We start from the raw sequence: 24,066 nt of genomic DNA, 5'->3' as shown, positions 1-24,066 counted from the left end.
CTTACCAAGATAAAGTTGTAGACAAAATGACGGTAATTCTTAGAAAAAAAACGACAATTCGTCAGGTTGTAAGTTTTTAAAGCCTGTCCGACTTAACATTAAAATTACGAAATGGGATTATTAAATAATATTTTCGGGAATAAAGATGCCTCAGCGAATAAGGGAGAATCCGATCTGCCTTGGATTCCTTTGGTATCCATATCCCAACTGGATGAGATTGAAACAAAATCTGTCGATAAGGTGCAGGTGATCTTTAAACATTCAACCACTTGTGGTATCAGTAGAATGGTAATGAACATGTTCAAGAGTTCGTTTAACCTGCCCGCTGATCGGATAGACCTGTATTATTTGGATTTGCTATCCTACAGACAGGTGTCCAATGGGGTTGCGGATAAATTTAAGGTGGTGCACCAATCCCCACAATTATTGGTTATCAAAAATGGAACTGTAGTGGCCCATGATTCTCATGGCGCCATCAATGATATTTCATTGGAGAAATATCTTTAAAATAAAAACAGCCCTATCAAAGGGCTGTTTACTATCTATTTATTTGTTGTGGATCAGTTGAACCTCTGATTTTGGAGGATATTTTTTAGTTTTCCTTTTACATCTTCACCGGCATCATATACCATCTGTTCATTGGAAGGGAATGGCACGGAAACCACTCCGATTAAATTCAATAGATCTGTTTCCAAAGCTCTTTTATCGCCTTGATAATTGGCATAAATGTGCTCAAAGACAAATTCGCTGGCCAAGGGATAGTTATTGATGGTCTGTTTGGTCCTTAAGTCCTTAAAACTCACGTTTCCTACGACTTGAGCGGCCTTAAATTGGGTGAATTGATGAAAATCACATCGAACTGTCTTAAAGTTGTCGATTTTTATTTCATTACCCAAGCTGTCCTTAAGGATATTTCCATTTGCGTCTTCCGCATAACGATATCCGTCCTTGATCTGTTTCTCCTTGCTAATCTGCTTCTCGCTCACTTTTTCTGGGGAAATGACAATACTTCGAAATGCCACCTCCATTTCATAATCATATTTGATGTTCTTCAATGGTTGAGCGTGGTACTCTGTCCATAGGTTGTTAATACCGTAGGTATTGAAATTTAAAAGTTCCTCTTCCAACCTCGACGGGATAATCTGATCGGAATCGTTTATCATTCTTACCATGACAAAATCACGCCCCTTGGTATAGGCCTCTTCTTGTTTTTCCTTGCAATCCCCATATCCTGGATTGATTTTATCCAAATAAACAAAATCCTCATAGGCCTTTCGGTAATCGGCTTTGCTAGAAGCATTGCTCAACAAATAACTCGCATTGTCATAAAGGTAGTCCGCCAATTCCTGTTTTACTCTTAATATTTTTTCATCATAATTGTTGAAACTGAATCTGGCGTTTCTATTTTCATCCCTCAGGTAAAGAGGCAATAAGGGCTTGATCCTTTCTTGGATATTCTTCAATTGGGTATAGCTATCGTATATCTTTTCTAAATTCGCCGGATTATTGTCTTTCCTCAAAAAGGCAATTTCCTCTAATTCCCTTTCCGTGTTTTTCTTATAAGCCTCTTCCAATAAGAGGATATAAGGTTGATTGCTTTTTTTTGACTTGTTCTCTGCAAGATTGCTCAAGGAACTATTTATGGCGTTGTTATAGTTCCCTACATTTAGGGCTTCCTGAGTTTTTTTTACGCCCCCACATGCTATAAATAGCAAAACAAAAGAGCTTAGGAGTAGTAGTTTTTTCATAATGGTTTGTTTAACGATTGTAACATATAATTCAATAGCCGTGCCAATAAACTATATGTTAACAAAACGCAACTAGTTGCAAATTCGTATACAAACAAAAAAAAAGCCCTGTTTAAAGGGCCTTTGAAGGTATGAAGGTCGATTATTTTTTCTTGGACTGGAAAACTGGAAGTAGTTTGGAGGATACTTCTCCAAAACCTATACGTACCCCACTTTTCTCACAATACCCTCTAATCGTTACGGTATCGAAGTCTTGAATGAACTTACGTTCGGTTCCATCTTTTAGTTTCAATGGCTTTTCTCCCCTCCAGGTAAGTTCCAACATGGAGCCATAGGAATCGGGAGTTGGTCCAGAGATGGTTCCACTCCCCATCATATCACCGCTGTTCACTTTACATCCATTTACGGTATGGTGGGCCAATTGTTGGGCCATCGTCCAATACATATATTTAAAGTTGGATTTGGTAACCGTTGTTGGTTCGCCATTTTCAGGAGTAATATCGACCTCTAGATTTATGTCAAAACCTTTTTTCCCAATTTGTTGAAGATAGGGTAGGGGTTTTGGTTCCTGTTTTGGGCTTTCAACTCTAAAAGGTTCCAATGCGTCCATGGTCACGATCCACGGAGAAATGGAGGAAGCGAAATTCTTTGCCAAAAATGGGCCTAAGGGTACATATTCCCATTTTTGTATATCACGGGCACTCCAGTCGTTGAAAAGGACCATTCCGAATATATAGTTCTCGGCTTCATTGACAGGGATTGTTTCCCCAAGGATATTGGCATCGGTGGTAATGAAGGCCATCTCCAGTTCAAAATCAACCAATTTGGATGGTCCGTAGATCGGTTCGTCCGATCCTGCGGGTAATGTCTGTCCCATTGGCCTGTAGATTGGGGTACCGGAAGGAACTATGGAAGAACTTCTACCATGATATCCTACCGGGATGTGCAACCAGTTTGGCAGCAAGGCATTTTCAGGATCGCGGAACATTTTGCCCACATTGGTGGCGTGTTCCTTACTGGAATAAAAATCGGTATAATCACCGATCTGAACAGGAAGTTGCATTTCTATTTCATCCATGGTAAAAAGGACTATTTTTTTATGCTCCTCATTGTTCTTTAGTTCAGGGTTGTTGGCATCAAATATTTCACTGATCCTGTTTCGAACCAATCTCCAGGTCTTTTTGCCATCTGAAATAAAATCGTTCAAGGTGTCCTGCAAGAAAATATCATCTGTTAACGGAATATCCTTAAAGTATCCCAATTGGTGGAGGGCACCCAAATCAATGGCGTGGTCCCCAATTCTAGTACCTATAGTGATAATATCATCCCGCGTTAAAAAAACCCCAAAAGGTATATTCTGTATAGGAAAATCAGAATTGTCCCTTACAGGTATCCAACTTTTTTTTGAAGGGTCGTTACTTTTTATCGGCATGTTATAATTGTTAATTTGTATTTGATAAAATTCTTATCAAATATATTATTTTCTTCCAATTTAAGGCTGGCAATTCGTATTTTTACGGCTTATTTAGAAGAATATTTTTGTTATGCATCGAGATAATCAAATTTTTGAATTAATAGAGGCTGAGAAGGAACGCCAATTGGAAGGAATTGAGTTGATAGCTTCGGAAAATTTCACCAGTCCACAAGTTATGGAGGCTGCTGGATCCGTATTAACCAACAAATATGCCGAAGGCTACCCTGGAAAAAGATACTATGGAGGTTGTGAAATTGTTGATGAGGTGGAACAGATTGCCATTGATAGGGCTAAAGAACTTTTTGGTGCTGCTTATGCCAATGTGCAACCCCATTCCGGTTCCCAGGCCAATGCCTCGGTTTACCATGCATGTTTGCAACCAGGAGATAAAATCCTTGGATTTGATCTTTCTCATGGAGGTCATTTGACCCATGGTTCACCTGTGAACTTTTCAGGCCGATTATATACACCTGTTTTTTACGGTGTAGATGAAGAGACCGGTATTTTGGATTATGATAAGATCCAAGAGATAGCCACAAAGGAAAAGCCAAAAATGATTATTGCTGGTGCCTCTGCGTATTCCAGGGATATGGATTTTAAACGTTTTAGAGAAATAGCAGACAGTGTTGGAGCATTGTTATTGGGCGATATTTCACATCCTTCTGGTCTTATAGCCAAAGGTATTTTGAATGATCCACTTCCACATTGTCATATCGTTACCACCACCACCCATAAGACTTTAAGGGGTCCTAGAGGTGGATTGATCCTGATGGGAGAGGATTTTGATAACCCATTTGGAATAACCTTGAAAAATGGGAGCTTAAGAAAGATGTCGGCACTGTTGGACCTTGCGGTTTTTCCTGGGAACCAAGGTGGACCCTTGGAGCACATTATTGCGGCCAAGGCGATAGCATTTGGAGAGGCATTGACAGATGAATATCTTCATTATATGTTACAGGTCAAGAAGAACGCAGCGGCAATGGCTGCAGCATTCATGGCCAAAGATTATAAAATCATTTCCGGAGGAACGGATAACCACATGATGCTGATTGATCTTAGAAATAAGGATATTACAGGGAAAGAGGCAGAAAATGTGTTGGTCAAGGCCGATATAACTGCCAATAAGAACATGGTGCCTTTTGATGATAAATCTCCTTTTATCACTTCTGGGATTCGTTTCGGAACCGCAGCGATTACCACTAGAGGTTTAAAAGAAGCTGATATGGCTACTATTGTTGAATTTATAGATAGGGTATTGACCAATAAGGATAACGAAGCGGTAATAGAGGAAGTTCGTGACCAGGTCAATGAAATGATGCGCGGCAGGGCATTGTTCAATGCCTAAAAAAAGTTGGTCTTTGAACACCAATAGCCCTACTATTGGTGTTCTTGGAGACCTTTAATGATTTAGCATAAATAGATCGCCATAGACCATTGATTTATTTTCTAAATCATATATTACTGCATCTTCTTCAGAATCAAAATATAGACCCCAAAACCCAAAATAGTCGTTAATTGCGCTTTGGTTTGAGTTTCTAATGTCTTCCAAGTTGCTGTTTGGTTCCAAGGGTCCCTCTTCAAATACTGGAATGTACATTTCAAATGGTACCTCCTGTGAATTTCGGGTAAGCTTATAATGGTGGTTTGTAATTTCTTCCAAGATATTTTCCAATTGGGCGGGAATGCTTTGGGAATATATTTTTTTGATAACAATAGAGGTGTCCTTTAATAAAATGGAAATCTCCTCGATATCAATGGATATGGAATTTTGCTGTTTTAATGTTTGTAATGCCTTTAGAAATGGATTGATATTTCTCATTATCAATTGATCCTCCTCATGTTCCCAAGTATGCGTATTTAAAAAGTATAAAACTTCGCCAAGGTTTAGATTGTTTTGAAACTCTATGTTCAAATTGGCTTCCAATTCATTTGAACTGTGAACGTTTACGTCAACCTCGGAGAAAAAATATTTTGCCAAACTTTTCTCAAAGATATCCAGCCCAGTGATTTGATACTTGGTAACAACACTGGAATTAAATTTGTTGTTAAAACTTTCGGTGTGCAGAGGCATACTAATTGAGGGATTTGGTTAAGTATATACACGAAGTTAATTTTAAATAAGGTGCATACACTATATAAAAACCTTAGAAAAAATATGGTTTTTATCAAAAATGTTAGGGATTGTAAGAAAAATGAAGGTTTTCTTAAAGAAATTACCTGCTTTTTAAATAAAGCCTCTATTTCTTGCCTCTGTGATCAGGGCTTGGTCATTTTGTTTTTCTACTCCAAATATGGTTTTTAATTGCCGCTTTCTATTCTCAATACCTGGTAATGAAAGTGAAATATGGTCTATCATATCCTTGGTTTTGGTACCGATGGACAGGTGGTACAAAATTTTCTTGTCGTTATCGTCCAAAGGAATATCGTTTGCCATTTTGGTTCTAATGGCAATCAGTGCTTTCTTGGTATAGTAAGGGGGTTCGGTCATAACCGTCCTAACCATATCATTGAGGGCACCTTCGTCTATTTCGGTTTTGACCATGTATCCTTCCGGGTCCACAGATTTTAAAATGCTATTGATTCTATAATTGTCACTAAATGATGACAGAAACACTATTTTGGAACTGGGCACTACTTTACGGGCATAAATACCTAAATCTTCCCCGGTATGGGGTTGGGTTTCATTGGCCGGCCCCAGCTGAATATCGAGCATGATAATGTCATATACAAAAGATTTCGCGGAGTCGGTTATTTTTTGCTTCCCCAGATCATATGTTTTAGCAGTGTCTACTTGAATTTTATAGTCCTCAAATTGAATTTCTTCCAAGATAAATTTATATCCAATCATGGTCATTTCATGATCATCTACCGCTAAGATCCGTAGTGTTTTCATTATTCCTTGATTGTTCTAAAATTCTGTATTTCTGGCTTCTTTTTGTGTGTCAAATGTACCCAATTTATTTTGGATAGGTATTTTTACCAAAAGCGTTGTCCCCTTTCCTATTTTGCTTTTGATATCCACAGAGCCTTTCATTTTCTGTACTCTGGATATGATATTCTTCAGACCAATACCTTTCTTTTCCCTTTTTACCTGGTACCCGACACCGTCATCAGAAATACCGACCAATATCTCGTTTTCGTTGGCATCCAGGGTTACCTCAATATTCTTTGCCAAAGCATGTTTTACACAATTTTGCAGACTTTCCTGCAATATCCTATAGATGTTAATCTTTACCTCACTGTTTAACCGGTCCCATTCCAAATCTGTGGTATATTCCAAATTGCAGTCTACAGGAGAGGTTGTTTCAATACTTTTCAAAAGATCTTCTACCGAATAAATAAAGTTATGAATTTTTTGATAAGCGGCGTCGTTCAATTCGTGGGAAATAGTCCTGACCTCTTCTTCAACCTCTTGCAGTTTTTTAAGGTATTCTGCCCTTTGTTTTGTTTCCGTTTCCCCATTTTTGTTGTTGAGGCCGCTCAATACAAGCCTTATACCTAGCATTTGGCCCAGGATGCTGTCATGGAGTTCTTCAGATACCCTTTTTTGCTCCTCTTGTTTCCCCTCTAAAAACTTTTCCTTTTGTGACAGCATGAGATTAAAAATTTCCAAGTTGCTTTCTTGCTGCTGCTGTTCGAACTTTAATTTTTGGTTTTTTATGCGTAAGGAGATAATACTGACGATGGCAATGGCCAAAAAGAAGAGTCCTATGGCAACCCCCAACCACAACTGCTTTTGTTTGGCCAGTAATTGGTTTTGTTCTATAAACTGGTCCGTTTCAAATTGGATCCGTGCAAACTTATTTCTAATCTGACGCTCTTCCTTTTGTAGACTATCATTGAGCTGTATGTATTCTTGGACATATTGGGCTGAATTTTCGGTATCGAGCTTGCTAATGAGCTCCAAACTCTCCAAGATTCTTTTGTTGTTGGTGCTTTGTTGCGCTAGGGATCTTGAGGTTTTGGCATATGCCAGGGCCGCATTGGTGTCCTTTTTGGCCAGGGCATATTCTGCCAAGTAATAATTGGTCAGGGACATCCCTACAACTTCGTTGATACTGTCCTGAATATGCAATACCTTCAAAAATGTATTTTTTAGACCAAAGGTGTCCTTTAAATGTAATTTGGTTTTTGCGAAATTACCAAGGGCCTTACTATATGTTGTGGGGTCTTTTTCTTTAAGATTTTCTATATTAATTACCCTTTGAAAGAATGAACTAGCCGTATTATAGTCTCTTTGGTTAAGGTAGGTATCGCCAATATTGTTCAGGGTTACAAATCGGGAACCCTCATCATCAAACTTGGTCAAATAATCCAAGGCTATTTGATGATATTCCAAGGCCTTGTCATACTCACCCAAAGAATTGTAAACCGCGCCTAAACTGTTATAACATTTGTACAGTTGCTCATATTTATCCAGGGGCTCTAATAGCTCAATGGCCTTGAAGGTATTTATTTCACTGCCCGTGTAATCCTTGATGTCTCCTTGAACTACAGCCATATTGTATAACATGCGACCTGCTAAAAATTGATTGTTTAAGGAGGAATAAATTTTATGTGCAGATGCGAAGTGATAATAGGCACTGTCTTCAACTGTAATGTCTCTAAAAAACTCACCTAAATCCCAATGAGATTCGGCAAGTGTTATAGAGTCATTGCTTTTTTTTGAAAGTTCTGAAGCTTTAAAGTTTGTTTTTCTAAATGAAAAAGAGTCATTTAGTCTTAAATAGCTAAGGGATATTTTTGAAAAGTAATTAGCTTTTAAGGAGTCATTTGAAATTGTATAGGTATAATCAACTGCTTTTTTTAGGAAATCTAACCTTTGTTCATCCGGAAAATCATTATTTCTGCTAAGTTGTATCCATGTCAATACGCTGTCATTTTGAGAAATATTTTCATTTTTTGAATCGTTATTATTTCTGTTCTGACAGGCGGTCAATATAAATAAGACCAAATATTTGAAGTTTCTAACAAATTTACTTTTGATGTGGCTGTCTTTTAAAATTAGAAAAAGACAAGATAAAAAAAAAGCCCCAACGGTAATGTTGAAGCCTATTAAAAATTCTCAGATGTTTTTAATCCCTTCCGTCGGTTTTTACAACGCTACCATCCGTAGCATTGGTATCCAAACTCTCATATAATGCTTGTGTCTCTTCCATGTTGGATTCCGTTTCACAAGAATATAAACCAGTTGATAATACTGCTATTGCCAAAATTCCGAATACTTTTTTCATCTTAAATATAGTTTAGGGGTTGATTATTTCTTTGTATACGGCTAATTTATAAAGAGGGTTCATTTTTGGAAAGACGTAATAGGGCACTTTAGTGAAATGGTCACTTTTGAGGGTATATGTACTGGTTTTGAGAGAATTCGATTAATTTAAGGTGCGGATGCTGCTTTTGGAAAGCAATTTCTTTAAATCATCGATGTTTTCCTTGTAGGATTTCGAGAAGGGAAGTTGGTGGTTGTCCTGTTTTAAAGAACAAATAGATTTGCCATAGTTGATCCTGGAAACATATTTTGTATTTAGGATATAACTCTGGTGAATCCTAATGAAATTTTTGGGAAGGGTTTCTTCGAAAGTTTTTAATGTTTTAAAGGCACTTATGGTGCTACCATCTCTTAATATAAAGTCGGTTGCATTATTATCTGCCTTCAAATATAGGATCTCATCTGTATCCACATATCTATAGTCCTTATAGGATTTTAAACAGATGGTCTGGGAAACAGCCTCCTTCGGCATCAATTTTTTTAGTTTCAACAGGGATTTTCTGATGTCGAATTCACTGTACGGCATAAGCCAATAATCAAAAAAATTATTTTTTATTGCTTCGTAGGCATATTGTTTTCCTTTGGAAATACCTATTAAAATGGGCAGTTCCTTCTTATATTGGTGCAATTCCAAAACCATATGAAAATATTCGGAGGCGCTGTCATTCAGATTGATGAAAACAATACTTGGATTGAATTTTAAAATGGAGTTCAACCCATCGGCACTATTGTGTGCATGGGCCGTACAGATAAACTCCCCGTATTCCTCAAGATGGTGTTGTAGTTGTAGGTTGGAGGTAGCGTCGGAATCTATTATAATATATGTGTACTCCATAGACAATATATTTGGGTACAAAGTACAACGAAGTACCGAGGAGTGATTATATTTTAACCATAGAATATCTATGGTTTTCCTGTCTAATATATTGTATATGAAGTGTCTCTAAAAGAAAAACATTTCTTTTTAGATGAACGGCTTGTAAGTAACCTGTTTAATTTTCTGATATAAATTGGTATGCACCTATATCGGGACTATCTGTCCTATCAAAACCCATTAAATCCAAGGGTACCAAAACAGCCTTATTGCGGTCTGCCTTATTGATTCCCGAAGACATCGATCCAATCCTAAAATCGTTTTTTGACCTGTCCTTGAAGTTTGGGTCCAGATTTAAAATAATGTTGTTGTAGAAGATTTCATTGTCAAAATTATAGTAGGGATTATCTTGGTTGGTCACAGTGGTGTTGGAGGTAATAAGAGAATGATTGAAATAAAAATTAAAGAGTGCGCTGTCCATGGACCTTAAGTCCAATTCACCAGAGCCACTGCCCGTTACAATACAATTATCAAATGAGGCTTCTTTCAAATCCTTTCTAAACACTTCCCCTTGATCTGAAGTCAGAAAATTGGATAAGTGTACGGCAGGACCCGATCTAAATCCGTAACTAAAATAATTGGCCATGGTACAATGAACAAAATGATAAGACCCGCCAAGCTCACATTTTAAGGAAGAAATTCCAGAATTTCCCAAAACCAAGTTCTCTCCTTTGATGGATCCCGTTCTTGCCCAAAGATTGGAATTGGAACTGTTATATATTTGGGAGTTTTTAATGGTAAGGGTAGGGGTGTTGGCTGTGTTCGTCCCATCAACCAACATACCATTGGTGGCATTTCTTATGGTCAAATAGTTAATATCGGCACCTTTGCTATCTGAAGTAAGCCATAAAGTTCCCCACTGACCCGGAATTTCGGCAAACGTGGGTTCCAATCGGTCTCCTTCAAGGATAACCTCGTTTTCCAACAGATCGGAATTTTCGCTCAAAACACCATTGACTCTTAAATGGGCTCGCTTTCCTATAATTATTCCAGAATTTTTGTGTAGAAATACTCTGGTACCGGCTTCCATGACCAAGGTTTTATCCGGTCCAATAAGGATATACCCATAGATCACATAGGGCCTATCATTGGTAAATTGTAAGAGATTATCCGGAAGCTGATAGGCCTGCATGGAGGAAGGGGCATTCTCTTCGGAAGGAAGCACAAAAGATTCCGTTGAACCTTGATCAAATTTTTCGGGATATAAAAATGTTGCATCCCTGATCAAGGTCACGAGCTCCACTTGTTGCTCATAAGCTCCCGAATCAAATAATATAGCATCCGTGCTTAAAAAGTCCTTTTGTGCCCCATCACTTATGTCCAGTGTATTTTCAATGAAAATATACAGACTATCCTTGGCCAAAATTGGGATATCAACAAAAGTATTGCCAGCTACTCCGTCTACATTGAGCCTGTAGCTACTGTTTTCTCCCTTTTTGAGCCTAATATTGGGGATTTTGAGATCTTTTTTGCTTTTGTTGAATACCTTTAAGGTGTAAGTGCTGCTTGAAATTGCAGAGAATACGGTGTCTAGGTAAACTGTGTCCTTTGAGAATTGAAGGTTTCCCATACTTGGGGCGTAATCAAAATCCTTTCTGCAGGAACTCCATAACATTGGAATTAGCAGCAGTAGAAATGCCGTACGAATTCCTTGAATTTTGAACATAGCTTCCTCAAGATTGGTTTATGTAAATATATTCTGGATTTCTTCAGAAACCCGCATGGGTTTGTAGGTGACTGCATTCAACATGACCCATTCCGTCTTTGCATATACAATGGGCAAATTGGTACCGGCATCGAACATTTCCACAATACGCGTAGAAATGGCCCCTTTTGTTTTGGCAATATGGGTCTTTATTTTAATATGGTCGTTCAATTTGGCCGCACTCTTATAGGTAATATTATGGTTCAATACTACCCAAATAACCTCTTCTTTTAAAGTTGCAGGTGCTTTTTTTTGCCAATGTTCCTTGGAGATATCCTGGATCCACTGCACATATCGGACGTTGTTGACATGGTTTAAATCATCCAAATCCTCCGCTTGTACCTGTATGTCTTTTTCAAATGGGGTCATTATTGTTTTTTAATTATGTTAACCTCAAAAAGCTTGTCCCAATTTTTGCCGGTTACAAAAAACGATTTTCTTACGGGATGATAAGCTACACCGTTCAACACATCCAGATCACCATGCTGTTTCACTTTTTCTTTTAATCCACCAAAATTAACCACGCCTTCTATGGCGCCACTTTTAGCATCAATAATCATCATGCTTTCCTTTAGATAAACGTTGGCGTATATTTTTCCGTCCACGTATTCCAATTCATTGGTTTTGTTGAAAATGGACTTATTGGTCACCGTTTCTATATAACCTTCTTCTTTTAAGGTCTCTGGATTAAGATTCCAAATTTTTTCAGAACCGTCGCTTTTCAATAATTTTGTTCCATTGTTGCACAATCCCCAGCCCTCCCTACTTTGGTCATAGGTAAATGTGTCTATTTTTTCAAAAGTATCCAAGCTATATATAAAACCCATTCCACTTTGCCATGTCAATTGATAAATTTTATCTTTTAAGATGGTAATTCCTTCTCCAAAATAAGTTTTATCCAGGTCAATTTGTTTTAAAACGGTTCCCGTTTTGTAGTCTACTTTTCGCAAAGAGGATTGCCCCCGTCTTCCTGTGCTCTCATATAGGGTGTCATTGTGAAATTCCAACCCTTGCGTATAAGCGTTTATATCATGGGGATATTCATTTAGAATTTCATAGGTGTAGATTTCAGGGGGATTGGCAGCAAGTATTTTAATTTTCTTTGTTATTTCTACCGTCCCGTCATCATATACTACGTTTGCCACGACGGACTTATTGCCCAACGTTGGCACGTTTAAGGTGATTTTTCCATCCGTAGGGTTCAATGCCATTCCATCAATGCTATACGATACTGAGTTTATGGTCTTCTGTTTTGGATTTCCCAGTTCGATACTGATTGTCTGGTTTTGATTGAATTCCGTTTTGTTTCCCTCCAACTGAATATTGAAAAGTTTTGATGTTGCAGAATTCCCTCCGCCACAAGAGAGGAATGCCACGGTAAATGATGTTATTACTAAATACTTAAGGGTTTTCATTTTTGAGTTTTTAGGTGTTAGTCCTTGGTGGTTTATTTAGCTAGCATAATCCTATGATTCATTTTTTCGCCCCAATGAGCTAATCTTTTTTTGGTGTTTGTATTTTGCGATACCATCCCAACATTCTCTATGCCAATCAACTATAAAAACAAGTAGAAATGCAGGTTGCCAAGGCAAGGTATTTAATTAAATTAAGACTGTAAAAAGATTGTGAAAAAATTAAAAGGTTGTATATTTGCAGTCGGCAAGTCCTACACGACTAGCTCCTGCAGAATCCCCCAGGGTGGGAACACAGCAAGGGTATGCGGTTGTAGCAGTGCGATGTAGGTAGCTTGCCTTTTTTTGTACCCAATACTTTCGTTTTAGAACAGATTTTACTTCACTTCCACCCACCTGAAAGCCTTCCCATCTCTTTTTTTATTTGTTATTTTGTACCCAATTTTTAGGAGTTATGGAAAGTAAGGTTGTTTTGATCACAGGAGGTTCTTCCGGTATAGGAAAATCTATAGGAATATTTTTGTCCTCAAAAGGATACAAGGTATATGGTACTACCAGGAGTTTGGGCAAATATCCGGACTTTGATCATTTTAGTTTGTTGGAGTTGGATGTCAGTGTCCCTGAATCCATTTCGGAGGCTATTCAAAAACTTCTTGAAAAGGAGGGAAGATTGGATGTATTGATCAACAATGCAGGGATTGGCATTACAGGACCTATAGAGGAGACTCCTCATGAAGAAATACAAAAAGCGTTCAATACCAATTTTCATGGCCCAATTCATATGATGAAAGCCGTTTTGCCAGCAATGAGGCAGCAGCACTCAGGTTTAATAATTAATATTACTTCCATCGCGGGCTATATGGGACTACCATATCGGGGTATTTATTCGGCAACCAAAGGGGCCCTGGAACTGGTTACAGAAGCCATGCGAATGGAGACCAAAGATTTTGGGGTACACATTACGAATCTGGCTCCGGGCGATTTTGCTACCAATATAGCCTCGGGACGGTACCATGCCCCAGTGGAACCCAAATCCCCTTACAAAGTACCCTATGGCAATACGCTGAAAATGATAAACGATCATGTGAATGATGGGAAAGATCCTATCTGTGTAGCTGAAGCGGTGTTTGCCATCATACGGACAGACCGTCCAAAAATACATTATAAGGTAGGCGCCTTTATGCAAAAATTTTCACTCTTTTTAAAGAAAATTTTACCGGACAAACAGTACGAGAAACTACTTCTGAACCATTATAAGTTGTAATTTTGTAATAAATTGAAAAGGAGCCCATAATCAAATATCTTGCTCCTTTATTACTAACCTTTAAAATCAATTCAGCAATATGAAGTTTTTCATAGACACAGCAAATCTGCAACAAATAAAAGAAGCCCAAGAATTAGGGGTATTGGATGGAGTTACCACAAATCCTTCACTTATGGCCAAAGAGGGAATAACCGGTAGGAATAATATATTAAAGCACTACGTGGATATTTGTAATATCGTGGATGGTGATGTTTCTGCAGAGGTTATTGCGACAACTTTTGATGAAATGATCGCCGAAGGTGAAGAATTGGCAGAATTGCACGAACAAATTGTGGTTAAAGTTCCAATGATCAAGGATGGTGTTAAAGCGATCAAGTATTTTTCCGACAAAGGTATCCGAACCAACTGTACACTGGTATTTTCAGCGGGTCAAGCCTTGTTGGCTGCTAAGGCTGGTGCTACCTATGTATCACCGTTCATAGGAAGATTGGATGATATCTCAACCGATGGTTTGAACCTTATTTCGGAAATCCGACTTATATATGACAACTATGGTTTTGATACGGAAATATTGGCGGCATCTGTTAGACATACCATGCATGTGATAGACTGTGCCAAATTGGGAGCTGATGTCATGACCGGACCATTATCTGCCATTGAAGGACTTTTAAAGCATCCATTGACCGATATAGGACTTGCGAAATTCTTGGAGGATTACAAGAAAGGAAACTAATAAATAGTGGAGTTTATAATTTAAAAAGCCCTGTAGGTTACTCCTACAGGGCTTTTTAATTCAAAGATATATTCTAATTAATGGAATATAAATTTTCAAACGCATTGACGATAACCCCATCCTTCATGAGAATGCATTTGTTGGTAGGATAGATGATCAGGGAATTAGTGAGTTCTTCAAAATTATCGGATCGAAATTGGTTGTCCTTATCCAATTCATATTTTTCAACGATACTAGTCCACTGGGGCTGTTCTGTTTTGTAATTGATGCCTATATAAATGACATCCTTATTCTTGGCTTGAAGCTCCTGTACCCTTTTATTTATATTTTCAAACTGCCTTTTTTGGGTTCCCGTCCAAAAATATAGCACTATGTTTTTATTGCCGGTCACTTCCCTTAAAGATACCTTCTCCCCATTGGTGTTCCAAAGTTCCAGATCAGGAATTTTATTGCCTGGCTGGATATTCTGAATACCTGTATATAGGCCGTCGATTTCCGCTATATGCTTGTTATTTCCGGATCTTTTATGGAAATCGTTGATGAACAGGTTGTTGTTCTCTTCATTGTCATGGACCTTCAATAAATAGTCCATGGCCACATTGCGGAAAAGATTGTCCCTAAGGCTATTTTCTTTTACCAGGCTGTCTATCAACTTTAATTTGTGAAGGTTGTAATGAAGCTGATTTTTTATTTTATTCTCCCCTTTTTTACATTCTTCGGCACAATCCATATAGGACATATTGCCAATATTGTAGATCATGTAATTGTAATAGGGTCTGAAATAGGTGAGATTTGTATTGTTGTAATTTATGTTCTTTCTATACCCATAAAAGTTGCTTGAAAGCTCATGGATGGATTTTTCACCTAATTTTCTTCTGTGCTTAAAAGGATATTTCTCATAGTAGGCATAGTAGGTGTAGTCAATATTGGCCTTAGCTATTTCCAGGGCCTTGTCGGACAAGGGCATATCGTTTTCCAATTCTTTCAATAATAGGAACTTTGATTGCCTTAAAGAATCAATTTTTTTGCTAAAAGCCTCTGGCTCAAGTTCATAAAATTCATTGATCAACGGCTCTTCCTCCTCGTAGGTGAGGAACATTTCCAACAGGAAGTTATTGATTACTTCCCCTGTTCCGGAGAATACCAACGATTCATCAAAATCCGAGGTATTAAGGCGAATCATCAAACTGTCACCTTTCTCCAGATATACATATTGCAGCTCAGGATGGTGGTCAAAATGGTAAAGACCTTCGTCTACTTGATCCAACCTTAAGGTAAACCTATTGTTCTCATCCAACTTGGCAGAATCTATGACAATTTCATCTTTGTATAAAACCACATAGTTGTTTGTCGGGTTGACAATTTCGCCGGAGAAGAAGGCCGACTGTATACTTTTCTTGTCCACCTGACAACCTACCAATATAAATGCAAAAAGATAAAAAGTAATTTTTCTCATATAGGCATACCATCCTTAGTGTTCTCAAAACTACTAAAGAGCAGGGCGAAATGTTGTTAATTGCAAGTTAAAAATTTAAGCCTGCGCTTTCAATCGCAATAAGGGCGGGTAAGATATTGGAATACCTCTTATATTTTCACTATTTTTGCACGAAATTTAAAAACAAGATATATGTTATCTGTATCCAATCTATCAGTACAATTTGGGAAAAGAGTGCTTTTTGATGATGTTAATGTGAGCTTCACTCAAGGAAACTGCTATGGAGTCATCGGTGCCAATGGTGCTGGAAAGTCAACTTTTTTGCGAATTCTTTCTGGTCAAATTGATCCGACCTCTGGACGTGTTCATTTGGAACCGGGCAAAAGGATGTCCATTTTGGAACAGGACCATAATGCTTTTGATGCACTTCCAGTGTTGGAAACGGTGGTCATGGGCAACAAGCCCTTGGCGGCCATTAAGAAAGAAATGGATGCCCTTTATGCAGATTACGATGATAAAAATGCAGATAGAATAGGGGAGTTACAGGTGCAGTTCGAAGAAATGAACGGATGGAACGCCGAAAGTGATGCTGCAGCCCTTTTGTCCAATTTGGGCATATCGGAGGATTTACATTATACGTTGATGGCCGATATGGACTCCAAATTAAAGGTAAGGGTGTTATTGGCCCAAGCACTTTTTGGCAACCCTGATGTATTGATCATGGATGAGCCAACAAACGATTTGGATTACGAGACCATTAGTTGGTTGGAGAATTTTCTTGCAGATTATGAAAATACAGTTATTGTAGTTTCTCACGACCGTCACTTTTTGGATGCCGTATGTACCAATATCGCAGATATCGATTTTGGAAAATTAAATCTTTATTCAGGAAACTACACCTTCTGGTACGAAAGTAGCCAACTAGCTGCGAGGCAAAGGGCACAACAGAACAAAAAAGCCGAGGAGAAAGCGAAAGAGCTGCAGGAATTCATCATGCGTTTCAGTGCCAACGTGGCAAAAAGTAAGCAAGCAACTTCCAGAAAGAAAATGCTTTCCAAGTTGAAGATCGATGATATTAAACCATCCAGCAGAAGATATCCTGCTATAATTTTCGATCGTGAGCGTGAAGCAGGAGATCAGATCTTGAATATTGAAAAATTATCCGCCACCTCTGAAGATGGAGATATATTGTTCAAAGATGTCAACCTTAATTTGGCAAAAGGGGATAAGGTAGCGGTAATTTCCAGGGACTCAAGGGCTACCACAGCGTTCTATGAAATTATAAACAATAATAGAAAGGCCGATAGTGGGACCTTCCAATGGGGAGTAACCACCAATCAATCGTATCTTCCTGCGGATAACTCCGATTTCTTTACGGACAATATCAATTTGGTGGATTGGTTGCGCCAATGGGCAAAAACGGAAGAAGAGAGGGAAGAAGTCTATATTAGAGGATTCTTGGGCAAAATGCTTTTTAGTGGTGAAGAGGCCCTAAAAAAATGTACCGTTTTGTCAGGGGGCGAAAAAGTAAGGTGCATGTTGAGTAGGATGATGATGATAAGGGCGAATGTCCTTATGTTGGATGAGCCTACCAACCACTTAGATCTGGAAAGTATAACCGCATTCAACAATTCCCTGAAGAACTTTAAGGGTACGGTCATGTTAACGACCCATGATCACGAGTTTGCAGAAACTGTGGCCAATAGGATTGTGGAATTGACCCCTAATGGCAATATAGACAGGTACCTTACATTTGATGAGTACATGTCCGATAAATCCATTAAGGAACAGCGAGATAAAATGTATGCGGTTACCGTTTAGTTCTAAAATGGACCATTTTATGTTTTAGCATTTAAAAACAAAGCCCTCCAATGATAGAGGGCTTTGGTCTTTTATTACAGTGGTTTGAATATTAAGTATTGAAATATTTACTGTTCCAAATACCGGGATTAAAATTCTTGCCCAAGGCAAATCCATAAAAGATAATCACCGATGCCGCGCTCTTGAACATAAAGAAAAATATAATCCAAAACTCCGCATTGGAATCACCTTTGGAAAACAGTCCGGAAGGTACCAATAAAGTCAACAAATAGCTCCCAAGCAGTACGATCAGGGTTAGATTTACGATACTTTTAAACGGCCATGCAAAAATTCTGCGTAAAGGATGAAGGTCATTCCCCCACTTATGGATCAAATAATAGTAATCGTTACCAATTGGAGCAAATAACAATGGATCATCCTTGTCCTTTAGTTTGAACATTTTTGAGGGCGCTATGATTTTATATCCCTGTAGCTCCAAGTCGTGCTTATTTTCCAAATTTTTAATTTCAGAAATGGCCTCATCTGGAATATCTCCTTTAAAATATTTGGAATCCAGGAAACGCAACCTATAATCAATGCAAATTTGTTTTATTTGATCGATGTGATAAATTCTTTGGGTTTCCAATTGATCAAAATCAAAGGCATTTTCAATATGGGTCTTACCGTTACCAAGATTTTTTTCAATACGAAGGTCAGTTTTCGAGGTATCGTTCAAAATTTGATAGACCTCCTGAATAATTTTTTGGGGGTCAGCCCTCTTTTCTTTGACCTGAAGTAGTTTCTCTTCGATGTTCGTTTTCTTAATCATTTTCTTTTTTTTTAGCAACTTCATCAAAGTTAGGGATTTACCCTTTTTTATAATAATAGAGGTATCTTAAATTAAATGTTAAAATAATGTTAAATAAAAGTTACTCCATCAGGGACCGAAAATAGCTTTGGGAATAATTGTATATTGTCGATCTTTTGATACACTTTGTCGATTTTTGAACACTTGACCTGGATACGAAATATGAAATTGCCTGTTTTTAGCCTTGTTTTAATCTTTACTTTAAGTGGGTTGTCACTATATGCCCAAAGCAACAATAAAAGCTCTAAAATTGGCCGTATTGCCATGGATCCCAATAAATCCATTGTTCAGAATACAGAAGATTCTGATAATCACAAGGTCTTATTGGCAGCCATAAATGCTACGGATCTGACAGAAATTTTAGACAAAGATGGACCTTTTACCGTTTTTGCACCTTCTGATCTTGCCTTTGATAAGTTGACTCCCCTAGAGCTGGCCGATCTATTAAAGCCCGAAAATAAAATGAAGTTGCGATCCCTCTTGACCTATCATATAGTGGCAGGTAATATTACTGCTTCAAAACTATTAAAAGCGATGTCCCGAGGCAAAGGCACTACTACCCTGACAACGGTGCAGGGAAACAAGATAACCGCCACTATGAGTGGCATTGATATTGTATTGACCGATAGTTTTGGAAATTCAGCACGTATTACCACGGCTGATGCCAATCAATGCAACGGCGTTATACATGTCATAGACAGCGTAATTCTACCTCAAAAAAATAGTATCTCCCTTTAAGAATTGTAGGAGCAACGTTAAAAGACCATCTTTTTAATTTCGGTCTATTTCAATTATATATTTATTTTTTAAAACCTCGCCCAACTTATTTCCGTAAGTGATGTTGAACTTAAAAATAAGTATTATGAAAATTTCAAACATTAAAAATTCTGTATTAGGTATTTTATTGGTTATGTTGGCCGTACCAGCAATGGCACAAGACACAAAAATGGTGGGTGGAGCAGAAATGTTTCCAACGAAAAACATTGTTGAGAATGCTGTAAATTCTCAGGACCATACTACTTTGGTTGCTGCAGTAAAGGCTGCTGATCTTGTAGCCACCTTACAATCTGAAGGTCCATTTACCGTTTTTGCCCCAGTAAATGCTGCTTTTGACAAGTTGCCAATGGGAACAGTGGACAATCTGTTGATGATGGAAAACCAAGCTGCTCTTCAAGGAGTCTTGACCTATCATGTGGTAGCCGGAAAAATGAGCGCTTCAGATATTTTGAATGCCATTAAAATGGGTAAAGGAAAGGCCACCTTTAAAACAGTAAACGGTCAGGAAATCTATGCTATGAAAAAAGGGAAAGGTGTAGTTATTTCTGATGCCAACGGATCTATGGCAATGGTGACCATTGCAGATGTCAACCAATCCAATGGCGTTATCCACGTGATAGACACCGTTTTGTTGCCTTCTTCTGAAATGTAATAAAAACGAATAACAACAAAAAAAGGCTGGAATTTTATCCAGCCTTTTTTTGTTATCTTAATTCTGCTCCCAGCTGTTTTTCGTAGTTGGCTTTGAGCTTGGACATTATTTTGTCTATTTGTTTATCGGTCAGGGTATTTTTTGTATCCTGAATAGTAAAGGAAACGGCGTATGATTTTTTGCCATCCGGTAAGTTCTTGCCTGTATAGACATCAAAAAGATTGATGTTTTTCAACAATTTTTTCTCCGTTTCAAAAGCAATATCGTGTACTTCCTTAAAGGTTACCTTGTTGTCCAACAATAGTGCGAAATCCCTTTTTACCTCTGGATATTTTGGAATGTCCTTGAAAATGATACTTTTCCTAGGGATCAATTGTAACAATGCGGACCAATCAAAATCGGCATAAAGCACTTCTTGTTTGATATCGAAATGCTTGGTAATGGATTTCTTTACAACTCCAAACTCCACTAGTTTAATGTCCTGAACATTTAGGGTCAGACCCTCAGAAAAGACATCAGCTTGGGTTGGCAAGGAACTGGTTTCTGCAATTCCCAAACGCAATAGAATGTTTTCCACACTGGCCTTTAAAAAATAAAAGTTGGAAGGTTGGGTGGGAAGATTCCAGCTGTCCTCGGTCTTGTTACCGGTGATCAGAAGACTTAGATGCTTGTTTTCGATCCTTTCAGATTGGTGTTGATGGTAAGTTTTGCCAAATTCAAAGAACTTGATATTCTGTTTTTTTCTATTGCTGTTGTAAGAGATGGCCTCCAAACCTGGAAAAAGCATGGACTGTCTCATAACAGATAGGTCCGTACTGAGTGGGTTCATGATCTTCACGGACTCCTCTTCCTTGGTGTCTGAAGATAATGCGATGTAATCTGGAGTGGTCAGGCTATTGGCCAGGATTTCATAAAAGCCTTGGGAAGACAATTGGTCCCCAATCAAATTTTGTAATTTATAATCATCAAATTTAGAAGTAGAAGCGATGGAGGCGTTCAACTTTTCTTTCGATTGTATATTGTTATATCCAAAGACCCGTAATATTTCCTCTATAACATCAACCTCACGCTGCACATCTACCCTGTAGAAGGGTATGGCAAGGCCCATCCCTGATTCCGAAACATTTTTAACCTTAATGTCCAAAGACGCCAAAATAGATTTTATGGTATCTTCCGGAATTTCCTGCCCTATCAACTTATTAATTTTGTCATAGGTCAAGAATACCTGGTAATCATCCTTCTTTTTAGGATAAAAATCGGCAACATCCGATGTAATATCACCACCGGCAATTTCTTTGATCAACAGAGCTGCCCTCATTAGGCTATATTCCACATTGTTGATATCAATCCCTCTTTCAAACCTAAAAGAGGCATCTGTATTCAATGCGTGTCTTTTTGCTGTTTTTCTTACTGAAATTGGATTGAAATAAGCACTTTCCAAAAAGATGGAGGTAGTGTATTCCGTTACCCCAGAATTCTCACCTCCAAAAACACCCGCAATACACAATGGTTTTTCGGCATCACAGATCATAAGGTCTTCCTCGTGCAATTCCCTCTCAATTCCGTCCAATGTAGTGAACTTGGAACCTTTTGGCAGGGTCTTGACCATTATCTTATGTCCTTTTATTTTTGAAGCGTCAAAAGCATGCAGTGGTTGTCCCAATTCGTGAAGTACGTAGTTCGTGGCATCTACGACATTGTTCTTAGGCGTAATTCCGATGGCCTTTAGCCTGTTTTTAAGCCAATCTGGTGATGGTTGTACAATGAGGTTGCTCATGGTTAACCCGCAATACCTAGGTGCCAGTTCACTTTGTTCAACGGCCACATCTATTTTTAGAGACCTGTTCTCCACTATGAAATTGCTGACCGATGGGGTTATCAGTTCTTTCTGGATATTCTTTTGCTTAAGACCGGCTTTGAGATCTCTGGCCACCCCAAAATGACTCATCGCATCTGCACGGTTTGGCGTAAGTCCAATTTCAAAAACCTCGTCGTGTTCTATTTTAAACACTTTGCTGCAGGGAGTACCTGGTACCAGGCTATTTTCCAAGATCATAATACCATCATGGCCCTTGCCCAGACCAATCTCATCCTCGGCACAGATCATTCCCTGGCTTTCCTCTCCACGGATCTTGCCTTTTTTTATGGTCCAAGATTCTCCCTCTTTAGTGTATAGCGTTGTACCGATGGTGGCTACGGGAACCTTCTGTCCTGCAGCAACATTGGGAGCTCCACATACAATTTGTATAGGAGCCTCGGCACCAATATCTACGGTAGTCAATTTTAGTTTATCAGCATTCGGATGCTTTACACAGGTAAGAACTTCTCCTACAACAATACCTTTGAGGCCGCCTTTTACAGATTCAAATGCGGTTATTCCCTCAACCTCCAATCCTAAATCGGTCAATAGTTCTCCTGTCTTCTGGGAATCCCAATCAATTTTAATGAACTGTTTTAACCAGTTGTAAGATATTTTCATTGATACTTTCTTTTATTTTGTCAGGGTTCAAATTAGAGACTGCCTTCGTTAATACCTATGCTAGGCATGTGGTATTTTATATAGGCATTGAAACAATCTGAAATATTTTCTTTTGATAAATGCATTGTTGGGATTTTATCAACCTGGCAAAACCCCATGGAATGCCGAATATTTAAGTGCCCAAAGATAAAACAATGCAATAAGACATTCAATAGGTATTCAATTGAAATCCTTTTATTTTTTATTGTAAGTATATTTGCCATAAATCGACCTTCAAAATATAAAACTCACACATGAAAAAAATTGCCTTCTTACTTTCGGTATTTTCAATTCTTACGGCCTGTAAAAATACAGAGCCCTCAACGTTAAAGGAGGGTATGTGGTTGGGCAAAATGAAATTGATGGACCATCAAATGATGCCTTTTAATTTTAAAATATCCAAATCTGCTTCCGGAGGCTACCTCATGGAATCCTATAATGCGGACGAAGTTTTGGCCATAGACGAGATTGCTATCGAGAATGATTCCATCTTAATAAAAATGCCTGCTTTTGAAGGGTATATCAGTGGTGTTTTTACGCCTGAAGAAATTGTTGGAGTGTTTGTTCAGGAAAGTATGGAGCGGAGTGTTGACTTCAAGGCTACCTATGGTGTCGAAAGAAGATTTGAAGTTAAAACCCCTTCCACAAAGAATATTGGTGGTATTTGGGAAACTGAATTCAGTCCCAATACGGACGACAGCTATATGGGCAAGGGTATGTTCACCCAGACAGGGGACAGGGTAGTAGGTACCTTTAGAACCACCACGGGTGATTATCGTTTTTTGGAGGGAGTGATGGATGGTGACTCCCTAAAACTTTCTACCTTCGATGGGGCCCATGTTTTTATGTTCATCGCAAAAGCGACCGATAGTACACTTAACGGTACCTTCTATTCCGGTGATCACTTCAAGGAGCCATTTGTCGCCAAAAGAAATGCCTCTTATGAACTGCCAGATGAGGACTCTTTGACCTATATAAAGGAAGGGTATGATAAATTATCATTTATGTTTCCAGATACCCATGGTAATACCGTTTCCTTGGAGGACCCACAGTTCCAGGACAAAGTGGTCATCGTACAGATTATGGGTACATGGTGTCCCAATTGTCTGGACGAAACAAAATATTTGGTCAATTATTTAAAAGAACAAAAGCAGAACAACTTACAGGTAGTGGCATTGTCTTTTGAATATGCTAAAACGGAGGAAGCGGCTTTTAAGGCCATAAACCGACTAAAGGAACGAATAGGAGTTCAATACCCCATCCTACTTGCGCAGTACGGATCATCGGATAAGGAATTGGCCCAAGAAAAATTGCCTATGCTCAACCATATCCTTTCCTATCCTACAACCATTGTTCTGGATAAAACCGGAAAGGTCAGAAAGATTACAACAGGGTTCAATGGACCTGCTACGGGCGATAAGTATGATCAGTTCGATAAGGATTTCCGCGCCTTGGTCGGAAGCCTGTTGAACGAATAAAAAAAAGCCTTTTCAAAATTTTGAAAAGGCTTTTTCTAAAGAATTTAGCTACTTAA

At 38.4% G+C, this 24,066-nt stretch carries 21 protein-coding genes and 1 other RNA gene; 9 read left to right on the top strand and 13 right to left on the bottom strand.

All coding sequences use genetic code 11. The features are described from left to right. The first annotated feature begins 111 nt into the window (after positions 1-111). The gene (ytxJ, locus tag WAA86_RS05115; protein WP_337299905.1) at positions 112-507 is read left to right on the top strand and encodes a bacillithiol system redox-active protein YtxJ; all 396 of its coding nucleotides are present in this window, start codon (positions 112-114) and stop codon (positions 505-507) included. 53 nt (positions 508-560) lie between these two features. Here ytxJ and WAA86_RS05110 read toward each other — a convergent pair whose 3' ends face one another. Together WAA86_RS05110 and fahA are read right to left on the bottom strand one after the other, a co-directional pair. Next, entirely contained in the window at positions 561-1,748 is a 1,188-nt protein-coding gene (locus tag WAA86_RS05110) for a hypothetical protein (protein ID WP_337299904.1), read from the bottom strand. A 142-nt stretch (positions 1,749-1,890) separates the two neighbouring features. Next, positions 1,891-3,180 (bottom strand): fumarylacetoacetase, encoded by a 1,290-nt coding sequence (fahA, locus tag WAA86_RS05105; RefSeq protein ID WP_337299903.1) that lies wholly within the window; start codon positions 3,178-3,180, stop codon positions 1,891-1,893. Positions 3,181-3,292: 112 nt separating this feature from the next. On the opposite strand from fahA, the gene glyA reads away from it, so the two are divergent. Next, positions 3,293-4,567: a serine hydroxymethyltransferase gene (gene glyA, locus WAA86_RS05100; RefSeq protein ID WP_337299902.1), complete on the top strand. Its 1,275-nt coding sequence runs from the start codon at positions 3,293-3,295 to the stop codon at positions 4,565-4,567. Positions 4,568-4,621: 54 nt separating this feature from the next. Here the strand turns inward: glyA and WAA86_RS05095 are convergent, their stop codons facing one another. The 8 genes from WAA86_RS05095 to WAA86_RS05060 all read right to left on the bottom strand — a co-directional run bounded on the left by WAA86_RS05095 (position 4,622) and on the right by WAA86_RS05060 (position 12,488). Beyond that, positions 4,622-5,293, bottom strand: a complete 672-nt coding sequence (locus tag WAA86_RS05095; protein WP_337299901.1) for a hypothetical protein — start codon at positions 5,291-5,293, stop codon at positions 4,622-4,624. A 153-nt stretch (positions 5,294-5,446) separates the two neighbouring features. Continuing rightward, positions 5,447-6,115 (bottom strand): histidine kinase, encoded by a 669-nt coding sequence (locus WAA86_RS05090; protein WP_337299900.1) that lies wholly within the window; start codon positions 6,113-6,115, stop codon positions 5,447-5,449. A 15-nt stretch (positions 6,116-6,130) separates the two neighbouring features. After that, a complete protein-coding gene (locus WAA86_RS05085; protein WP_337299899.1) occupies positions 6,131-8,176 on the bottom strand; it encodes a tetratricopeptide repeat-containing sensor histidine kinase in 2,046 nt (681 codons plus the stop codon). Between the two features lie 121 nt (positions 8,177-8,297). After that, positions 8,298-8,456, bottom strand: coding sequence for a hypothetical protein (locus tag WAA86_RS05080; RefSeq protein WP_337299898.1), 159 nt, complete (start codon positions 8,454-8,456; stop codon positions 8,298-8,300). 141 nt (positions 8,457-8,597) lie between these two features. After that, on the bottom strand, positions 8,598-9,329 hold the full coding sequence (locus tag WAA86_RS05075) for a LytR/AlgR family response regulator transcription factor (protein WP_337299897.1): 732 nt from the start codon (positions 9,327-9,329) through the stop codon (positions 8,598-8,600). 157 nt (positions 9,330-9,486) lie between these two features. Further along, positions 9,487-11,034 (bottom strand): hypothetical protein, encoded by a 1,548-nt coding sequence (locus WAA86_RS05070; protein WP_337299896.1) that lies wholly within the window; start codon positions 11,032-11,034, stop codon positions 9,487-9,489. An 18-nt stretch (positions 11,035-11,052) separates the two neighbouring features. Continuing rightward, positions 11,053-11,442 (bottom strand): acyl-CoA thioesterase, encoded by a 390-nt coding sequence (locus WAA86_RS05065; RefSeq protein ID WP_337299895.1) that lies wholly within the window; start codon positions 11,440-11,442, stop codon positions 11,053-11,055. Beyond that, on the bottom strand, positions 11,442-12,488 hold the full coding sequence (locus tag WAA86_RS05060; RefSeq protein WP_337299894.1) for a glutaminyl-peptide cyclotransferase: 1,047 nt from the start codon (positions 12,486-12,488) through the stop codon (positions 11,442-11,444). The genes WAA86_RS05065 and WAA86_RS05060 overlap by 1 nt, the downstream gene beginning before the upstream one ends. Positions 12,489-12,730: 242 nt before the next feature. On the opposite strand from WAA86_RS05060, the gene ffs reads away from it, so the two are divergent. From ffs to fsa, 3 genes are all read left to right on the top strand, one after another. After that, positions 12,731-12,829: signal recognition particle sRNA small type (gene ffs, locus WAA86_RS05055), an RNA gene on the top strand. 110 nt (positions 12,830-12,939) lie between these two features. Further along, the gene (locus WAA86_RS05050; RefSeq protein WP_337299893.1) at positions 12,940-13,749 is read left to right on the top strand and encodes an SDR family oxidoreductase; all 810 of its coding nucleotides are present in this window, start codon (positions 12,940-12,942) and stop codon (positions 13,747-13,749) included. Between the two features lie 79 nt (positions 13,750-13,828). Continuing rightward, positions 13,829-14,482 carry a fructose-6-phosphate aldolase gene (gene fsa / locus WAA86_RS05045; protein ID WP_337299892.1) on the top strand — a complete coding sequence of 218 codons (654 nt, stop codon included), beginning with the start codon at positions 13,829-13,831 and terminating at the stop codon, positions 14,480-14,482. A gap of 73 nt (positions 14,483-14,555) precedes the next feature. Here the strand turns inward: fsa and WAA86_RS05040 are convergent, their stop codons facing one another. Beyond that, entirely contained in the window at positions 14,556-15,938 is a 1,383-nt protein-coding gene (locus tag WAA86_RS05040) for a TlpA family protein disulfide reductase (protein WP_337299891.1), read from the bottom strand. A 171-nt stretch (positions 15,939-16,109) separates the two neighbouring features. Between WAA86_RS05040 and WAA86_RS05035 the strand changes: the two genes are divergently transcribed. After that, a complete protein-coding gene (locus tag WAA86_RS05035; RefSeq protein WP_337299890.1) occupies positions 16,110-17,738 on the top strand; it encodes an ABC-F family ATP-binding cassette domain-containing protein in 1,629 nt (542 codons plus the stop codon). Positions 17,739-17,829: 91 nt separating this feature from the next. Here WAA86_RS05035 and WAA86_RS05030 read toward each other — a convergent pair whose 3' ends face one another. Further along, positions 17,830-18,546, bottom strand: a complete 717-nt coding sequence (locus WAA86_RS05030) for a hypothetical protein (protein ID WP_337299889.1) — start codon at positions 18,544-18,546, stop codon at positions 17,830-17,832. A 201-nt stretch (positions 18,547-18,747) separates the two neighbouring features. Between WAA86_RS05030 and WAA86_RS05025 the strand changes: the two genes are divergently transcribed. Then, on the top strand, positions 18,748-19,323 hold the full coding sequence (locus WAA86_RS05025; protein WP_337299888.1) for a fasciclin domain-containing protein: 576 nt from the start codon (positions 18,748-18,750) through the stop codon (positions 19,321-19,323). A gap of 124 nt (positions 19,324-19,447) precedes the next feature. Next, positions 19,448-20,014, top strand: a complete 567-nt coding sequence (locus tag WAA86_RS05020) for a fasciclin domain-containing protein (protein WP_443217565.1) — start codon at positions 19,448-19,450, stop codon at positions 20,012-20,014. 52 nt (positions 20,015-20,066) lie between these two features. Here WAA86_RS05020 and pheT read toward each other — a convergent pair whose 3' ends face one another. Beyond that, a complete protein-coding gene (gene pheT / locus WAA86_RS05015) occupies positions 20,067-22,493 on the bottom strand; it encodes a phenylalanine--tRNA ligase subunit beta (protein ID WP_337299887.1) in 2,427 nt (808 codons plus the stop codon). A gap of 293 nt (positions 22,494-22,786) precedes the next feature. Between pheT and WAA86_RS05010 the strand changes: the two genes are divergently transcribed. Continuing rightward, the gene (locus tag WAA86_RS05010) at positions 22,787-24,010 is read left to right on the top strand and encodes a peroxiredoxin family protein (RefSeq protein ID WP_337299886.1); all 1,224 of its coding nucleotides are present in this window, start codon (positions 22,787-22,789) and stop codon (positions 24,008-24,010) included. Positions 24,011-24,066 lie beyond the last annotated feature (56 nt).

Source organism: Sediminicola sp. 1XM1-17 (assembly GCF_037203765.1).
Classification (GTDB): domain Bacteria; phylum Bacteroidota; class Bacteroidia; order Flavobacteriales; family Flavobacteriaceae; genus Sediminicola.
The sequence above is the reverse complement of the archived record's forward strand: the minus strand, read 5'-3'. Positions and strand labels throughout refer to the sequence as shown.

What these genes read in the sequence shown, in the direction of transcription:
- WAA86_RS05095 (WP_337299901.1), bottom strand. Translation starts at nt 5,293, where the DNA reads ATGCCTCTGCACACCGAAAGTTTTAACAACAAATTTAATTCCAGTGTT.
- WAA86_RS05010 (WP_337299886.1), top strand. Translation starts at nt 22,787, where the DNA reads ATGAAAAAAATTGCCTTCTTACTTTCGGTATTTTCAATTCTTACGGCC.
- WAA86_RS05030 (WP_337299889.1), bottom strand. Translation starts at nt 18,546, where the DNA reads ATGATTAAGAAAACGAACATCGAAGAGAAACTACTTCAGGTCAAAGAA.
- WAA86_RS05075 (WP_337299897.1), bottom strand. Translation starts at nt 9,329, where the DNA reads ATGGAGTACACATATATTATAATAGATTCCGACGCTACCTCCAACCTA.
- pheT (WP_337299887.1), bottom strand. Translation starts at nt 22,493, where the DNA reads ATGAAAATATCTTACAACTGGTTAAAACAGTTCATTAAAATTGATTGG.
- WAA86_RS05020 (WP_443217565.1), top strand. Translation starts at nt 19,448, where the DNA reads ATGAAAATTTCAAACATTAAAAATTCTGTATTAGGTATTTTATTGGTT.
- WAA86_RS05065 (WP_337299895.1), bottom strand. Translation starts at nt 11,442, where the DNA reads ATGACCCCATTTGAAAAAGACATACAGGTACAAGCGGAGGATTTGGAT.
- WAA86_RS05060 (WP_337299894.1), bottom strand. Translation starts at nt 12,488, where the DNA reads ATGAAAACCCTTAAGTATTTAGTAATAACATCATTTACCGTGGCATTC.
- WAA86_RS05025 (WP_337299888.1), top strand. Translation starts at nt 18,748, where the DNA reads ATGAAATTGCCTGTTTTTAGCCTTGTTTTAATCTTTACTTTAAGTGGG.
- WAA86_RS05080 (WP_337299898.1), bottom strand. Translation starts at nt 8,456, where the DNA reads ATGAAAAAAGTATTCGGAATTTTGGCAATAGCAGTATTATCAACTGGT.
- glyA (WP_337299902.1), top strand. Translation starts at nt 3,293, where the DNA reads ATGCATCGAGATAATCAAATTTTTGAATTAATAGAGGCTGAGAAGGAA.
- WAA86_RS05090 (WP_337299900.1), bottom strand. Translation starts at nt 6,115, where the DNA reads ATGAAAACACTACGGATCTTAGCGGTAGATGATCATGAAATGACCATG.
- WAA86_RS05050 (WP_337299893.1), top strand. Translation starts at nt 12,940, where the DNA reads ATGGAAAGTAAGGTTGTTTTGATCACAGGAGGTTCTTCCGGTATAGGA.
- WAA86_RS05040 (WP_337299891.1), bottom strand. Translation starts at nt 15,938, where the DNA reads ATGAGAAAAATTACTTTTTATCTTTTTGCATTTATATTGGTAGGTTGT.
- fsa (WP_337299892.1), top strand. Translation starts at nt 13,829, where the DNA reads ATGAAGTTTTTCATAGACACAGCAAATCTGCAACAAATAAAAGAAGCC.
- WAA86_RS05110 (WP_337299904.1), bottom strand. Translation starts at nt 1,748, where the DNA reads ATGAAAAAACTACTACTCCTAAGCTCTTTTGTTTTGCTATTTATAGCA.
- fahA (WP_337299903.1), bottom strand. Translation starts at nt 3,180, where the DNA reads ATGCCGATAAAAAGTAACGACCCTTCAAAAAAAAGTTGGATACCTGTA.
- WAA86_RS05070 (WP_337299896.1), bottom strand. Translation starts at nt 11,034, where the DNA reads ATGTTCAAAATTCAAGGAATTCGTACGGCATTTCTACTGCTGCTAATT.
- ytxJ (WP_337299905.1), top strand. Translation starts at nt 112, where the DNA reads ATGGGATTATTAAATAATATTTTCGGGAATAAAGATGCCTCAGCGAAT.
- WAA86_RS05035 (WP_337299890.1), top strand. Translation starts at nt 16,110, where the DNA reads ATGTTATCTGTATCCAATCTATCAGTACAATTTGGGAAAAGAGTGCTT.